At 38.4% G+C, this 16,097-nt stretch carries 11 protein-coding genes and 1 pseudogene; 5 read left to right on the top strand and 7 right to left on the bottom strand.

The features are described from left to right. Positions 1–31 precede the first annotated feature (31 nt). Both P20652_RS14315 and P20652_RS14310 read right to left on the bottom strand, forming a co-directional pair. Entirely contained in the window at positions 32–2,062 is a 2,031-nt protein-coding gene (locus P20652_RS14315) for a methyl-accepting chemotaxis protein (RefSeq protein ID WP_008166430.1), read from the bottom strand. A 66-nt stretch (positions 2,063–2,128) separates the two neighbouring features. Further along, positions 2,129–2,410: an MliC family protein gene (locus P20652_RS14310; protein ID WP_008166431.1), complete on the bottom strand. Its 282-nt coding sequence runs from the start codon at positions 2,408–2,410 to the stop codon at positions 2,129–2,131. A gap of 145 nt (positions 2,411–2,555) precedes the next feature. Here P20652_RS14310 and P20652_RS14305 point away from each other — a divergent pair, with 145 nt between their 5' ends. Then, the gene (locus P20652_RS14305) at positions 2,556–3,461 is read left to right on the top strand and encodes a DUF808 domain-containing protein (protein WP_033017123.1); all 906 of its coding nucleotides are present in this window, start codon (positions 2,556–2,558) and stop codon (positions 3,459–3,461) included. Positions 3,462–3,505: 44 nt separating this feature from the next. Here the strand turns inward: P20652_RS14305 and P20652_RS14300 are convergent. Together P20652_RS14300 and P20652_RS14295 are read right to left on the bottom strand one after the other, a co-directional pair. Continuing rightward, positions 3,506–4,448 (bottom strand): annotated as a pseudogene (locus P20652_RS14300) (tetratricopeptide repeat protein). A gap of 87 nt (positions 4,449–4,535) precedes the next feature. Next, positions 4,536–5,936: a M20/M25/M40 family metallo-hydrolase gene (locus P20652_RS14295; protein WP_008166434.1), complete on the bottom strand. Its 1,401-nt coding sequence runs from the start codon at positions 5,934–5,936 to the stop codon at positions 4,536–4,538. A gap of 478 nt (positions 5,937–6,414) precedes the next feature. Between P20652_RS14295 and dbpA the strand changes: the two genes are divergently transcribed. Further along, positions 6,415–7,803: an ATP-dependent RNA helicase DbpA gene (dbpA, locus tag P20652_RS14290; RefSeq protein ID WP_007580581.1), complete on the top strand. Its 1,389-nt coding sequence runs from the start codon at positions 6,415–6,417 to the stop codon at positions 7,801–7,803. Positions 7,804–7,825: 22 nt separating this feature from the next. On the opposite strand, the gene P20652_RS14285 is transcribed toward dbpA, so the two are convergent. Continuing rightward, positions 7,826–8,398, bottom strand: a complete 573-nt coding sequence (locus tag P20652_RS14285) for a DNA-J related domain-containing protein (protein ID WP_008166437.1) — start codon at positions 8,396–8,398, stop codon at positions 7,826–7,828. 76 nt (positions 8,399–8,474) lie between these two features. Here P20652_RS14285 and P20652_RS14280 point away from each other — a divergent pair, with 76 nt between their 5' ends. Then, positions 8,475–11,294: an ATP-binding protein gene (locus P20652_RS14280; RefSeq protein WP_033017118.1), complete on the top strand. Its 2,820-nt coding sequence runs from the start codon at positions 8,475–8,477 to the stop codon at positions 11,292–11,294. Positions 11,295–11,357: 63 nt separating this feature from the next. Here the strand turns inward: P20652_RS14280 and rho are convergent, their stop codons facing one another. Together rho and trxA are read right to left on the bottom strand one after the other, a co-directional pair. After that, entirely contained in the window at positions 11,358–12,617 is a 1,260-nt protein-coding gene (gene rho, locus P20652_RS14275; RefSeq protein ID WP_008166441.1) for a transcription termination factor Rho, read from the bottom strand. A 187-nt stretch (positions 12,618–12,804) separates the two neighbouring features. After that, a complete protein-coding gene (trxA, locus tag P20652_RS14270) occupies positions 12,805–13,131 on the bottom strand; it encodes a thioredoxin TrxA (RefSeq protein WP_002960942.1) in 327 nt (108 codons plus the stop codon). A 91-nt stretch (positions 13,132–13,222) separates the two neighbouring features. Between trxA and rhlB the strand changes: the two genes are divergently transcribed. Together rhlB and gppA are read left to right on the top strand one after the other, a co-directional pair. After that, positions 13,223–14,500: an ATP-dependent RNA helicase RhlB gene (gene rhlB / locus P20652_RS14265; protein ID WP_008166443.1), complete on the top strand. Its 1,278-nt coding sequence runs from the start codon at positions 13,223–13,225 to the stop codon at positions 14,498–14,500. Between the two features lie 43 nt (positions 14,501–14,543). Next, positions 14,544–16,037, top strand: coding sequence for a guanosine-5'-triphosphate,3'-diphosphate diphosphatase (gene gppA, locus P20652_RS14260; RefSeq protein ID WP_008166445.1), 1,494 nt, complete (start codon positions 14,544–14,546; stop codon positions 16,035–16,037). The last annotated feature ends 60 nt before the right edge of the window (positions 16,038–16,097 follow it).

Here is a 16,097-nt window from a genome sequence, read left to right on the forward strand (position 1 = left end):
CATTTCATGCAAGGCAAGTCATTACTTGCACTTAAAACTTAAAGCGCGCTACGGCACTTGTTAAAGAGTGTGCAAGTTGGTTTACGTCTTCACTTTCGCTTGCTAGGGTCGTCGCATTATTGGCATTTAGGGTTGCTTGTTCAGTTACCTTCGCCATTATTTTTTGAATGTCGTTACTATTAGTCAGTTGCTCATGTGATGCATGTGCAATTTGTTCACTCATCTGGTTAACAGATAGCAACGTGATTTTAATACGCTCAATAGCTTTATTTAGTTCAGTACTGTTTTCAACACATTGTTTAGCTTGTTGTTGGCTATCAGTAATTTGATTTTGAGTTGACTGAGTGTGTTGTTGCAAGGTTTGGATCATGGTGTTTATTTCACTCGTTGAGCTTTGCGTGCGCGCCGCTAAAGAACGAACCTCATCAGCAACAACAGCAAATCCACGTCCGTTTTCACCTGCTCGCGCGGCTTCAATTGCGGCATTAAGGGCTAATAAGTTAGTTTGCTCAGCAATACTACTAATGGTTTCAACAATAGCTTCGATAAGTTGAGTGTACTGCGAAAGTGCTTCAGTACTGGTAACTGCTTTATCGAGGCGCTGCAATAGATTTTCTATGCTTAGGCTATTTTGATTAGCAATTTTATTCACATCATTAGCAAGTTGTGAGGCGTTGGTTATCTCGTTTGACGTGTTATCTGCTTGCTCATAAACAGCTTGTGAGTTAGTCAGCATACTGTGTGCAAGTGATGTGGCTTGTGCGCTTCGCGCTAACTGTTGTTGTGCTACAACAGTCATTTGCTGGCCTTTTTCACTGGTTTTAATCGCTGAGCGATCTAATTCATGGGCGTTATTACTGATAGCACCTATTAAATGAGTAAGATCGTCACTGAGTTTATTAATGTTATTAAGTAAAGTACCAAATTCATCTTTACTGCGCGGATGGCTACGTTTCGATAAGTCACCGGAAGCAATACGGGCTAGATCACGATTTACTTTTTTAAGTGGTTTTAGCATTGCGCGGGTTGTAAAAATAGAAATGGCAATTATCAAGACGACTAAAATAAGAGTAATAACAACAACAGAACTAATGCCTGTATTTATTGCAGCCTTTGCATTCGTTTGTAAGGTATTAAAGCGCTCCTCAGCCAGTTTGCTAAGCTCTATAAGCTGACTTTCAGTTGTTATAAATTGTTGTTGAAAGAGTGCAAAGTTTTTAGCCGCGGCATTGGAATTTTCAAGAGCTTTATTTTGTTGAGCGTAAATTCCGGTGTCACCGTTAAGCAGTTCTCTTAATTGATTAAATTTGGCAGTTAGGGCTTGGGCATTAAACGCGTTATCAAAGGGTAGCGCTTGTTGCTCTAAATAAGTGAAATTTGGCTGAATGTTATCAAGTAAAAACAGCGTGTCTTGCTGGTGATTATCTAAGTCACTAATACTTTTAGTTTGAGTAATGCTTTTTATGTTGTTGCTTAAATTAAACAATAAGTCGTCTATACGGGTCGCTGTTCCAAACATAGCATTAAGTAAGGCTTGCTGTTTTGCAGGAATGTCTAAAAGCTCTATATCCAGCAAATTAGAACTTAAATCATAAAGTTGCTCATTAAAAGTCGTTGATAAATCAATGGTGGAGCTTTGCGCTATAAATTTGCGTTCTTTTGCACTAAACATTGCGGCGCTTATTTTATTAAGCTCTGCAAAGCCTTCATTGGTACTAATGAGTAAATTTTGCATTGTTGTTTGTTGGTCTAATTGAGCGTTTAACGCATTAAGCAAAGTGCTAAATTGTTGCTGCTCTGTTTGTGCTTGATTTTGATTTTGTTTAAGTAAATCAAGCTTTATTTGGCTATAGGCTAAAGCATTAAACTTAGTTAAGGACAGTAATGAAAGTCTTAAATCTTTGCTAAATTGTTGTACAGGAACAGCTAGTTTTTCTATTCTAGTGTTATTAACGCTGATCTTGTTTAATGAGTAATAAAAAAACACGCTACTGGTTAGCACCAATAAACCAATGGCTGTAAAGGCTAAAATTATTTTATGTTTGATCGCAATTGAACGCATAACTTCATCACACTATTAAGTCTTTAAATAGTGTAGCATTATTGTAATTTGGTGGTTAGCTTTATGTTAATTTTTGATGCATTGACGCTTTTTTCCAGCAATAATTAGCATGGCTTTATTTTCCTTTCCCCAAAACAATACCTCTTCACTTATATATTTATTTCCTGATGCACTTTTTTCGTGATTAAGGGTGTAAGCCTTATTGTTAAAGATAAGTTCGGCTTCTGAATTATTGGTGATATTAAGTTTTGTGTTTATTCCTTCACAATTATAGGTGGTCGTGCCTGGTAATTCACCGCATGCGGCTAAGTTTAGTAAACTAGCGATTATCGCTAAATGTACTTTCATTTTTCCTCCTATCTTTTTTAAAAGTTAGTTAAACCATAGGGCAAAATTTTAATCTAACGCAAGAATAACAAAGCAAAATTAACCTTTGGTGAAAGCAGTGCTTTACGTTATGTTTATAGCAATATTTTTTGAGCTTGGAAGCTTTATGGCTGGTACTAACCTTTTAACGTTATTAGACGACATAACCACTTTACTTGATGACATTGCAACGATGAGTAAAGTGGCAACAAAAAAAACAGCGGGAGTACTAGGCGATGACTTAGCACTCAATGCACAGCAATTGACAGGTGTTGCTGCAGAGCGTGAGTTACCCGTTGTTTGGGCTGTGGCAAAGGGCTCATTTTTGAATAAAGCGATTCTCGTACCCGCTGCATTATTAATTAGCGTGTGGCTACCCTGGTTAATAACACCGCTGTTAATGATGGGTGGTTTGTTTTTGTGTTTTGAAGGCGCTGAAAAAGTATTTGCTAAATTTTTACCTCATCATGATGAAGTCATTGATGAAGATGAAAAATTAGATCTAGTTGAGTATGAAAAACAAAAGATAAAAGGCGCAATAAGAACTGACTTTATTCTTTCTGCTGAAATTATTGTTATTACTTTAGGCACGGTTGCGGGTGCGACGTTACTTAATCAAGCGTTAGTACTTTGTGTTATCGCAATTATAATAACCATTGGTGTTTATGGCCTGGTTGCTGGCATTGTGAAATTAGATGATGCGGGGTTGTATTTACTTAATCAATCAAAGGTATCTGCTAATAAATTTAAAGAGTTATTAGGTAAAGGTCTGTTAGCCGCTGCACCTAGGCTTATGCAGTTTTTAGCACTTGCCGGTACAATTGCGATGTTTTTAGTGGGCGGTGGTATTTTAGTGCATGGTATTGAGTTACTCCATCACACGCAGGTCGATGTAATAAGTTACGCTCAGTCTATTGCTGGCGGCACAGGTGAGGTATTAGCGCCACTTTTATTTGATGGTTTGCTAGGTGTTATTGCTGGCTTAGTGGTTGTGCTAATACACCTGTGTTATACAAAGTTATTTAAAAAATAATTTATAGCTGGCGTACTTGTTGCGCCAGCTATATTGAAATTCACTCATTCACAGTTAGCTATTTTACAAAGAGACTCTAATTCAAATTGTGCTTTAGTATTTTTTTGCTCAATCGCTTTTTTTATACCAATAAATAGCCTGTTGATAATTTTGAGTTATTCCTTCTCCATCACGATACATCTGCGCTAAATTTAACTGCCCCCATTGAGACCCTGCCTCCGCGGCTAGTTTAAAGCTATCAAATGCTTCAATAAATAATCCATCTTTAAAATAAATGATGCCTTGTTGATTGTTTTTATCGAGCTTTAAGCCTTTATATAGTGGCTTAGGTTTTGGGGGAAACATCACAAACCCGCCATAGAGACTGTTGGCATAAGGGCGCAGTACGTCGTAAATAGTTTCGTCGTTATACAAACGCTTTACTTCATCAATAGGGAGGGTGATTGTTTTAGTGGAAAAGTAATTGTCTTGAATTAATTGGCTCGTGCGCATTGCCAAAGTAATGCTGTTGTTACGTTTATAGCTGTAGTTGCTTACCTGAAAGGTAATAAACTGCTTATCAAAATTTAATACCTGAGCAATTTTTAAATTAGTTAGGGTCCATGGTTCGTGTGTAAATTTGTCGGCATGTATTAAGTAGGTGTCGTACATTTTTGGGCTATTTAAATATGATTGCTTTTGAATCTCGGTATCAAGGTGTTGCTGGTAAAAAAACGAAATAATCCAAAGCAATAAAAACACACCAATAAAGTATTTAGGTAGGCTTAGTTTTTCTATTAGCGGTAGTCGCCTTACTTTTACAGGTTCGCTTTTCCCGCATTGATAGCATTCGCGTTTGTAATTTAATTTTAAGGCAAGCATAGGTAAAATACTAAATCGTAAATAGAGACTTTGATTCACTAAATGGTAAGCATCGCTTTGGCAGTTGGGGCAGCGCGTTGTTTGTGCAAAATGTGGAAATGATTCACTCGTATTGAAAAGCAACATAAAGCACGCTCCTTATTTTAATTAACTAAAGGTAAAACAAGAAGCGTATTAGTTAAAGCTACAAACTGTAAGTAAGTATGTCTGTTATTACTTATTTTGAGCTTTAGGCTTGATAGTGGTTTTTGCATCGGCAGCCATTATAGCAAATACAGCATATGCAGCGGTATTTTGACGCAGCTTAGCAGGTGTTACTTTATCAAGCGTATCGTCAGCTGTATGGTGGTAGTCAAAGTAATCTGTGCCATCTTGAGCAAGTTCAAATATAGGCGCTGACGTTGCTGCTTTAAGTGGAATTAGATCAGGTCCACCTTTCGCTTCATTTTTACCAATATGCTCAATATTTAATGGCGCAAGTTCTTTTGCTATAGCGCGTACTACAGGCAGTGACTCTGCACTTACATTTGATTCAAAAGCATATACAACATCGGCGCCAAAGTCAGACTCAGCAGCTGCAACAATATTGCTTAGCTCGTTTTTATGCTCTGCAAAGTAAGCTTTAGCACCCCAAAGCCCAAGTTCTTCAGCGGCAAAAAGTACGACGCGAATACTGCGCTTAGGACGTTTTACATCGCTAATATGTTTAGCTGCCGCCATTGTTAATGCAACGCCTGCGCCATCATCTAATGCACCAGTACCTAAATCCCAAGAATCTAAATGCGCGCCAATAAGTACGTATTGCTCAGGGTTTTCGGTACCATTAAATTGGCCAATAACGTTATAACCTGTACCTTCACCTAGATTTTCGGTTTGCACGTTAATATTTACCGACACGTCTTTGCCTAAAGCAATGAGCCGTGCAATCTGATCGGCATCTGGGTTAGCAATGGTTACGTTAGGTATTTTTGTAACACCTTCTTTGTAGTAACTACCACCTGTGTGTGCAAAACGATGATGTCCGGTACTTACCGAACGCATCATGTAGGCAACAGCCCCTTTTTTTGACGCTTCTATAGCGCCAGTACCACGTGCTTTTACAGCAGGTCCGTAACCATTGCCGTCAATATGGCGGTTCATACGGTAATTAATATACGCAATTTTACCTTTTAAACTGTTTGCTGGTGCGGCTTTTAATTCATCAAGCGTTTCAAATAATACAACAGGCGCGGTGATCCCATCTTTTGGTGTGCTTATACTGTTACCTAATGCAGTTAAGTGCAGTGGTTGCTCGCTTGGCGTTAGTATTTTTCCGCTTTCACTATAACGGCGCCATTCAGGAAATGTGGCTTTTTCTAACCATACCTTATCAAAGCCCAGTTCATTAAATTTGGCTTTAGCCCATGCAACGGCTTTTTTATCGTTTTCTGTACCAGGAAGGCGCGGGCCCACTTCCGTTGTTAATGACTCTAATAGTTTATAGCTTAAATCACTATTAAGAGCTGAGGTGCGCACTTCGTTTACTTGTTGTAATTGCTTTTGTGTAAATTCAGCATTGCTAGCATTTGCAGTCATACTGCTGGTAAGCAGCAGCGCGGTAATCAATTTTTTCATTTTGGTAGACCTTTTAAATAATTAACGCCATTAGAGCATGTAATAAACACGATAAAAAATAGATGAGATGAATAGGCTTTGTTGCAGGTCTAATAAAGTATAGATATAAAAAAACCTGTGTAAATTTATAAGAGCTATACAAAACTGTTACTTAAACAGTCCTCACGAGGTAGCTTGTTCATCTAGAATGTCATATAGCTCCCTACTTTTATTTTTGCGGATAATAGAGTTTGCATAGGCATTTATTGTAATGCTTGTTGATACTGCGTTGTAAAAATAATTCAGTTTCATTGGTTGTTGCAAGTGAGCGATGTAAAAAATCGGGTTATGAATGAAATCTACTATTATTTTAAATCCCCCTCATTGACACGTTTTATAATGTGTTTGTTAATGGTTGCCAATTACGAATTCTGCTATCATTAGCAGCATATTTAGTGGAGCTTTACTCCACGTTATTTTTATTGCTATGGAATTTACTGTGACTTCAACTGCTTTTTCATCTTTGGCTTTACCAGCTGGACTCGTTGATAATTTATCAACACTTGGCTATGCCCACATGACACCTGTACAAGCGCAAAGTTTGCCGCCAGTACTTGCTGGTAAAGACATCATTGCTCAGGCAAAAACTGGTTCAGGTAAAACTGCTGCGTTTAGCTTGGGTGTATTGGCTAAATTAAACGTAAAACGCTTTCGTATTCAATCTTTAGTGTTGTGTCCTACTCGTGAGCTTGCCGAGCAGGTTGCGGTTGAAATGCGTAAATTAGCGCGCGGTATTCATAATATTAAAATATTGACGTTGTGTGGTGGTGTATCAATTGGCCCTCAAATAGGTTCGCTTGAACATGGCGCGCACATTATTGTTGGCACACCAGGGCGTGTTGATGATCATATTCGTAAAGGTACACTACGTTTAGACGATGTTGAAACATTGGTACTTGATGAAGCCGATCAAATGCTTGATATGGGTTTTCAAGACACACTTGATGCAATTATTGAGCGTATTCCACAAAATCGCCAAACATTGTTATTTAGTGCAACATTCCCAAGAGCTATTGAAGCAATTGCTAAGCGTGTACTTAAAAATCCAGAAATGGTGAAAGTAGAAGAAGAGCAAGCCAAAAGCACAATAAAGCAGTACTTCTACAAAATGGACAATAATAAGCAGCGCTACCCTACACTTAAATTATTGCTACTTAAATTTACGCCACAAAGTTGTGTTGTGTTTTGTAATACCAAAGTAGAAACTCAACAAGTGTGTGATGATTTAGCCGACGAAGGCTTTAGTGCCGTCTCGCTACACGGCGATTTAGAACAACGCGATCGTGAACGAACGTTAATTCACTTTTCAAATAAAAGTGCTTCAATACTGGTTGCAACCGATGTTGCTGCACGAGGTTTAGATATTGATGACATGGATATGGTTATTAACTACCATTTAGCACATGATACGCAAACCCATGTGCATCGTGTTGGTCGTACAGGTCGAGCTGGTAAAAAGGGCATTGCATGTTCTATTTACGGTGAAGCCGAAGCGTTTAAAATTGCACAAATTGGCGAGCATTATGAGCGTGATATTACCCCTGAGCAAATGCCGCCATTTAATTTATTAGACAAGCCGCCGTACCGACCTGAAATGGTTACTTTGATGATTGATTCAGGTAAGAAGCAAAAAGTACGCGCAGGCGATATTTTAGGTGCTTTAACGGGTAAAGATGGGGTTGCAGGTCGTCAGGTAGGTAAAATTAACGTACTTGATAACGTCGCGTTTGTTGCTGTTGAGCGTAACTCATTAAAACCTGCGCTTCGTAAATTAACCGAAGGCAATATTAAAGGGCGTAAAATACGCGCACGTCGCCTTACTCGTTAATTTAAACTGCTAAATTAATATATTAACGAGCAGCTACCTTTAGCTGCTCGTATTGTGATTTTATTTTTTTAAACTTAACTTCACAACCATTTGGTTTATCTGGGTGCATTTGTAATGCAAGTTGTCTCCAGCGCTTTTGAACGTTTTTAAGAGTGAAATCTTCAGGTAACTTCCATTCTAAAGCCAACGCTTTAAATTCATTTTCATTTAATGCCTGTTGTGGTGATGTCGTTTTAAACTGACGCCAAAAGCTATTTAGAAGCTCATCAATCTGCTCTTCACTTGTATCGTAATTATGCCAATCTAAATAATAATCTCGCAAATTTACGCTTGTTGTTACTAAGCTATTATCTCCTTTTTCTAAAAGCTCGATATGCAGAGCTGAAATGAGTAAACTCTGAGGGCGTAATTGTGCCTGCAGTTGGTACAGTGCATTCATAATTAAAAAGTTACGTTTAAATAAATCACGTTCAGGACTTTTATCGAGAGTGGTTATTGCGCCGCGGTTTGTCAGTTCTGCTGATAAAGTATGAACTTGCCAAATCTGCTTTGTTAGTATTAGCTCAAAAATCTCATCAATCAGTGGGTTAAGCATTGTTTACGCCCTAGTATTTAGTGTATCTTCAGTACAGATTACATTGTTATACGTAACAATTTGAAGGATTAAAATTATGCATGGCAAGCTCAAGTGCCTCTTATTCATTGTATGCAGTTTGTTCTATTTGCCAAGTTATGCTCAACACTCAGAACCAACATTAGAAGAGTTTAAGCAAAAACAGCAATGGGATGCAAAGCTTGAATTAGGTAACGCCTTACTTAATAACCAACGCATTACAGCCCAAAATCGTACTGTGATATATGCAGGCCTTGCCGATACAGCACTGTCGAGCGGCCAGTTTAGCGATGCCTTTAATTACTTTAAATTATTAGAGCAAGAAACTTCTGGATCACTTCTCCCTAGCGAGCACTTTCGTGCAATTAAAATGCAAGGCGTTGCACTTTTTTATCAGGGCTTATTTAAGCAAGCAATAACTCAATACACCCGTGCACTTGATATTGCAAAAATTAATAACCAACCATTAGAGCAAGCAAACTTATTGAATAATATTGGTTTGGTTTATTTCAATATGCATAAATTGGTAGCAACGCTTGATTACTATTTAAAAGCAAAAGAGATTTACGAAAAAGTAGGTAGTGAACAAGATAAAAGCGATATTTTACTTAACATAGCCGGCGTGTATACACGCTTATCTCGTTATGAAAATGCAATGAGCATTTATCAAGACGTGTTAAAAATTTTTCGCAAGTTAGATGATAATTTGGGTATTGCTTTGGTGCATAACAATATGGGAGTGGTTTATTTTGAAAGCAACCAGCTAGATTTAGCGATGCACTACTACCAATTAGCAACCCGTTATTACCTATCCGTCAACAATGTGAATAAGTTAGCGACTCAGTACACTAACCTTGCAAACGTCAATATTATTCTTAATAAAGTGGAATTAGCGTATGAGCAAGCGCAATTAGCGATAGAGTACTCACTTAAAATTGATAACAAAAACTTAGAACTCACTGCACTGCAAACTCTTGCAAAAGTTCAACTTGTTAGGGGGATGTTAGATGAGGCAAAAACGAATATTGAACGCGTTTTTGAATTACTTAAAGAGCATAGTAATGATCGTATTATGCGAGATGGGCTTGGCACTCACGCTTTGATTGAAGCGAGCAGGGGGAACTACGAGAATGCAATGCAGTTGCATGAAAAGTACAATAACGAACTACGCAAATTAAGAAGTGACTCTATTGTTAAAGCCTTAGCTGTGCTAGAAAAACAATTTAAAGCCACACAATTAAATCAAGAAATTAAAGAGCTGAAACAAGACCGTAAATTACAAGAACTAAAAATGCATCAGCGCTCGCAGTTAACGGTATTTATTTTTGTGCTGTTATTTTTAGTCATAGTGACAGGGGTTGCATTATACCGACGCGGCGCAGAAAAACGGGCAAAACAATATTTAGCTGAACAAGTGGCGCAACGCACAGCAGAACTTCAAGGTGTTGCTCAAGAGCTTAGAGCAGCTAATGATGTTAAAAGTCAATTTTTAGCTAATGTTAGTCATGAGATCAGAACACCACTAACGGCTATTTTAGGGCAAACAGATGCTTTAATTAACGAATTATATGAGCCCGAGTCACTTCAAGATGAATTAAGAGTAATTCAGCGCCATAGCGACCATTTAAAAAGCTTAATAAACGACGTACTCGATTTAAGTAAAATTGAAGCTAATAGGTTAGAGTTAAATATTTTGTGCTTTGATATTGTAGAGCTTGTAAATGACGTACATGCAATGTTTATCACCCAAGCAAAAGCAAAAAATCTACGCCTTATTTTAGACAATCAAGTGGGTAATGAGTTTTACACTAAGCTAGATTTAATACGCGTAAAACAGATTCTTATAAACTTATGTGCTAATGCTATTAAGTTTACTCACGCTGGCCAAATCATTATTGCTTTAAATAAGAGTGAGCAAGGGCTAGTGATTATTGTAAAAGATACCGGTATTGGTATGAGCTCTAGACAGTTAAAGCTTATTTTTGAATGCTTTAGCCAAGCAGATAACAGCATTAGCCGTCGCTTTGGGGGGACAGGGTTAGGCCTTAGCTTATCGCAACAATTAGCCGCGATGATGGGCGGTTATATCAGTGTACAAAGCGAATACAAAAAGGGCAGTCAGTTCTCGTTCTTTTTACCGTGCGCAGAAGTAAATAAATCGCAAAGCCTGATAGAAACTCAAAATGCTCCAAAGGTAAATAAGCAATTGGCAGGGCGTGTTGTACTTGCAGAAGATCAGCCTGATAATCGTAGGTTAATAAGCCGCTATTTACGCTCAATGGGACTCGAGGTTATTGCCGTTGAAAACGGTGAGCAAGCGGTAGAGCAGTGCTTAAAAGAGTATCCTGATTTAGTGCTACTCGATATTCAAATGCCAGTGATGGACGGGCGTTCTGCTTTTCAGCTATTAAAACAATGTGGTTTTGAGCGACCTATTTTTGCTTTAACAGCAAATGCTATGAGTCATGAAGTGGATGGTTATTTAGAGTTAGGGTTTACTGGTTACTTAGGTAAACCGATAGACAAAGAGTCGTTTTATAAAGCGCTCTCTAGTCACCTATATAGTGCAGAAGATCAGCCAACTACAAAGCAAAATGAAGTTGATATGAGCGATCTTGTGATTAGTTTCAAACAGAGCTTTGCTTTGGAGAGTGAAACGATTACTCAGCATTTTATAAGCGAAGATTTAGATGCGCTACAAAAAGATAGCCATCGTATTTTAGGCGCTGCACAAATGTTTGGTTTAGATGAAATTGCGCAATCGGCTAAAAATTTAGACAGAGTACTTCTACGTAGAAGCCAAAAAAGCAGTGCAAATGACTTTAAAGCGCTCGTTGATACGTTGCAGAGTGTACTTAAAAAGTATAATGAAAGTTAAACTGTATTTAATCCAGACACAAAAAAAGCGCCTTAGGCGCTTTTTTTATTCAGCTAAAACGCTTTATTGGCGTCTCATCGAATCAAAAAATTCATCATTGGTTTTGCTCATCGATAGTTTATCGATTAAGAATTCCATTGCATCAATTTCTGACATGTCATGAACAATTTTACGTAAAATCCAAAGCTTTTGAAGCTCATCTGGTTTTGTTAGTAATTCTTCACGACGAGTGCCTGAACGATTAAAGTCGATAGCTGGGAATACACGTCTTTCCGCAATTTTACGGTTAAGGTGAAGTTCCATGTTACCAGTACCTTTAAACTCTTCGTAGATAACTTCATCCATTTTAGAGCCGGTATCGATAAGCGCTGTAGCTATGATTGTTAAGCTACCACCTTCCTCAACGTTACGTGCAGCACCAAAGAAGCGCTTAGGTTTGTGTAATGCGTTAGCGTCAACACCACCAGTAAGTACTTTACCTGATGAAGGAATAACGGTGTTATAAGCACGTGCTAAACGAGTGATTGAATCCAATAAGATAACAACATCTTTTTTATGCTCAACTAAACGTTTTGCTTTTTCGATAACCATTTCGGCTACTTGTACGTGACGAGAAGCGGGTTCATCAAATGTTGATGCTATAACTTCACCTTTAACTAGGCGTTGCATCTCTGTTACTTCTTCCGGACGCTCATCAATTAGTAATACCATTAATGTTGCATCTGGATGATTGTGTGTAATTGATTGTGCAATATTTTGCAGTAGCATTGTTTTACCCGCTTTTGGCGGTGCTACTAATAAACCACGTTGACCACGGCCAATTGGTGAGGCTAAATCAAGTACACGGGCTGTAATATCTTCTTTACTGCCGTTACCACGTTCCATACGAAAACGTTCGTTAGCATGTAACGGCGTTAAGTTTTCGAAAAGAATTTTAGTACGAGAGTTTTCAGGTTTATCAAAATTGACTTCATTTACCTTAAGTAAAGCAAAATAACGTTCGCCATCTTTTGGCGGACGAATTAGACCTGAGATTGAATCGCCAGTACGCATGCTGAAACGGCGAATTTGGCTAGGTGAAACATAAATGTCATCTGGGCCAGCTAAGTAAGAGGCTTCTGATGATCTTAAAAAGCCGAAACCATCTTGTAAAATCTCTAATACACCACCACCGAAGATATTCTCTCCGCCTTTGGCATGGGATTTAAGGATGGCAAAAATGATATCTTGTTTTCTTAATCGGGCTACGTTTTCGAGCCCCATGGACTCAGCTAAGTTTACAAGCTCTTTTATAGACTTGTCTTTTAATTCGCGTAAATGCATATTGGTGGGTTCTTTATTACAGTTGTCATACTCAAAATCGCTTTGATCGTTGAGTGAGGTTTGTTGAATATAACTAAGGATTAGTTGTCTCTATAAACTAGCAGTTCACTGGCAAAGCGTCCAGTCTTTATACAAAATAAATTTAAAAAAGGGCAAAAAGCCCTTTTTTTATAGTTCTAGCTTACAGTTAGATGTTGTTTTCTAAAAACTCGATAAGTTGAGTTTTTGAAAGAGCACCTACTTTCGTTGCAGCTACTTGGCCATCTTTAAAAAGAAGTAAAGTAGGAATACCACGAATACCAAATTTTGGCGGTGTGCCAGCATTTTGGTCGATGTTTAATTTAGCAACAGTAACTCGACTGTCGTATTCATCAGCAACTTCGTGAAGAATAGGGGCAATCATTTTACACGGGCCACACCATTCAGCCCAGAAATCTACTAGTACTGGTTTGTCTGATTGTAATACGTCAGCTTCAAAGCTATCGTCAGTAATTTGGATTATTTTCTCGCTCATTGCGCTCTCCGATTTAGTTAGGCGAAATATTTAGTGCGTATTTAAACACTCTTGTTTCTTATTGCAAGTTTAAACGTTATGCTTAAACGCTATGACTAAGACACATTTAACCGATAAAAAGTTTTCAGACTTTGCTATCGCACCGGAAGTGGTTGCCGGTTTAACCGAGAATGGGTTTGAATATTGCACACCTATTCAAGCAAAATGCCTACCTTTTATTTGTGATGGACGCGATATCGCGGGCCAAGCTCAAACTGGTACAGGCAAAACGTTGGCGTTTTTAACTGCCACGTGCCATCGGTTATTACAATCTAGCAAAGCACCTAGTAAACATCCAAGAGCCCTGATCATGGCCCCGACTCGGGAGCTTGCGATTCAGATACACAAAGATGCTAAAATTTTAGCGCCGCACTGTAATCTTAACTTAGGTTTAGTATATGGTGGCGAAGATTACGAAAAACAACGTGCACAACTAGAAAAAGGCGTTGATATTTTAATTGGTACTACAGGTCGCCTAATTGATCTGTATAAGCAAGGCTGTTACACCCTTAATGAAATTGAGGTAGTCGTGCTTGACGAAGCTGATCGTATGTTCGATTTAGGTTTCATCAAAGATATTCGTTATATGTTCGATCGTATGCCAGATACATCAAAGCGTTTAAACTTATTATTTTCTGCCACATTATCGTATCGCGTACAAGAATTAGCTTTTGAGCACATGACAAACCCAGAGCATGTTCAAATTGAACCTGACGTTAAAACGGGTAAACGTATTCAAGAAGAGCTATTTCATCCTTCGCAAGAAGATAAAATTAAGCTGTTGTTAACCTTAATTGAAGAAGAATGGCCAGAAAAAGCAATCGTGTTTGCAAATACCAAGCACAGTTGTGAAACAGTATATGCTTGGCTTAAGTCAGACGGTCATCGTGTAGGTATGCTTACTGGTGATGTTAACCAGAAAAAACGCCAAACTATATTAGCGCAGTTCAGCAAAGGTGACTTAGACTTTTTAGTTGCAACCGATGTTGCAGCGCGTGGCCTTCATATTCCAGAAGTAAGTCATGTGTTTAACTTTGATTTACCTGACGATTGTGAAGATTATGTACACCGTATTGGTCGTACTGCTCGTGCGGGTGCATCAGGTCATGCAATTAGTTTTGCGTGTGAACAATACGCATATAACCTGCATGAAATTGAAGAATATATAGAACATAGCATTCCTTTATCACATTATGATAAAACAGCTTTGCTAGATGATTTAACTCAGCCTATTATTCAAAGAAAGCGCAACTATTCAAATGGTCCACGTAACCGTAGTAATAACAACGGACGTCGCCCAAATAATAGTTACCAAAAAGGACGGTCGTAAGCGACCGTTTGTATAAGTAGTAGTAACTAGAGGTTTTTGAACGGTGGGGCAACTTAAACCGCAAAAAAATGTATACGCAGTTATTGATTTGGGCTCAAATAGCTTTCATATGCTTATAGCCAAGTCAATCGCTGGCGGTCTACAAACAATTGGGCGTGTTAAACGCAAAGTTCGATTAGCCGCAGGGCTTGATAAAGATAATGTATTGAGCACTGAAGCAATGCAGCGAGGCTGGGAATGCCTTGCACTTTTTGCTGAGCGTTTACAAGATATTCCAGATAAAAATATTACCATAGTAGCAACAGCAACCTTACGCTTAGCAACTAACGCTGAAGTATTCAAAAGTCATGCAGAAAAGATTCTTGGTCATAACATTAATGTTATTAGCGGAGAATTAGAAGCGCGCACAATTTACAAAGGTGTTGCTCACACTTCATCTTGTACTGGCAAACAGCTTGTTATCGATATTGGTGGCGCAAGTACCGAGGTTGTAATAGGTAAAGCATTTGATGCCTTACATTACAAAAGCCTCAACATGGGCTGTGTTACCTATCTTGAACGCTACTTCAAAGATTGCCAATTAAATAAGAGTAACTTTAACGCAGCTATAAAAGCGGCTCGAACTGTTATTGACGAAATATCTCCAGATTATAAAGCTGCTGGATGGAAAATTGCTTCAGGGGCTTCTGGCACAGTACAAGCAATTCAAGAAATTATGGTCGCTCAAAATCTTGACGATTTACTTACGCTTGAAAAGCTCAACACCATAAAAGAGCAAGCAATTGCATTTAGCACTATTGCAGCGCTAGACCTTCCTGGATTAAGTGAAGACCGTCGACTGGTATTTGTATCAGGACTCGCAATCTTAATAGCACTATTTGAATCTCTTGAAATAGAAAAAATGGGATTGGCGGGTGGAGCACTGCGTGAAGGTGTTTTATATAGCATGGTTCCGGAGCTCCATAATAACGACATTCGCAAACGCACTATTGATGGGTTTATGAGTCGTTATCACGTTGATCAAAAACAAGCGTGTCGAGTTTCAAGCTTGGCTATGCAGTTAGCGGTAAGTATAGATAAAGATTGGCCTATTGAAAGTTTAAATGGGTTACCATTATTAAAAGCGGTAGCGCAGCTTCACGAGATTGGATTACTAATAGAATATAAGCAGTACCATAAACACACCGCTTATATTTTGGAAAATACCGATATGCCTGGTTTCTCACAGTCAGAGCATAAACTAATAGTAGCGGTAGCTGATGCGCATCGCTCTGATTTTCCAAAAGGCTGTTTTAATTCACTCGGCGTAAATAGCCTATTAGCGCAATATATTGTGAGATTATTACGAATAGCGGTCATCTTATCAATGCGCAGACAAGATGACGTATTGCCTAAGTTTGAGTTAACTGCTAAAAATGAGGTGTTAGACCTTAAGTTTGAAAGTAACTGGTTAAAAGATCATCCCTTAATGGCCAGCGAGCTACAGCAAGAGTCAAAACAGCAAGGTAAACTTGGGTGGAAGCTCATAGTAAACTAATTAAAAAGGCCCTTCAGGGCCTTTTTAGTGTTTAAAGTAACCATTTCGATGTAAATATGT

Source organism: Pseudoalteromonas sp. BSi20652, from assembly GCF_000239855.1.
Taxonomy (GTDB): Bacteria; Pseudomonadota; Gammaproteobacteria; order Enterobacterales; family Alteromonadaceae; genus Pseudoalteromonas.

What these genes read in the sequence shown, in the direction of transcription:
- P20652_RS14315 (WP_008166430.1), bottom strand. Translation starts at nt 2,062, where the DNA reads ATGCGTTCAATTGCGATCAAACATAAAATAATTTTAGCCTTTACAGCC.
- P20652_RS14310 (WP_008166431.1), bottom strand. Translation starts at nt 2,410, where the DNA reads ATGAAAGTACATTTAGCGATAATCGCTAGTTTACTAAACTTAGCCGCA.
- P20652_RS14305 (WP_033017123.1), top strand. Translation starts at nt 2,556, where the DNA reads ATGGCTGGTACTAACCTTTTAACGTTATTAGACGACATAACCACTTTA.
- P20652_RS14295 (WP_008166434.1), bottom strand. Translation starts at nt 5,936, where the DNA reads ATGAAAAAATTGATTACCGCGCTGCTGCTTACCAGCAGTATGACTGCA.
- P20652_RS14285 (WP_008166437.1), bottom strand. Translation starts at nt 8,398, where the DNA reads ATGCTTAACCCACTGATTGATGAGATTTTTGAGCTAATACTAACAAAG.
- P20652_RS14280 (WP_033017118.1), top strand. Translation starts at nt 8,475, where the DNA reads ATGCATGGCAAGCTCAAGTGCCTCTTATTCATTGTATGCAGTTTGTTC.
- rho (WP_008166441.1), bottom strand. Translation starts at nt 12,617, where the DNA reads ATGCATTTACGCGAATTAAAAGACAAGTCTATAAAAGAGCTTGTAAAC.
- trxA (WP_002960942.1), bottom strand. Translation starts at nt 13,131, where the DNA reads ATGAGCGAGAAAATAATCCAAATTACTGACGATAGCTTTGAAGCTGAC.
- rhlB (WP_008166443.1), top strand. Translation starts at nt 13,223, where the DNA reads ATGACTAAGACACATTTAACCGATAAAAAGTTTTCAGACTTTGCTATC.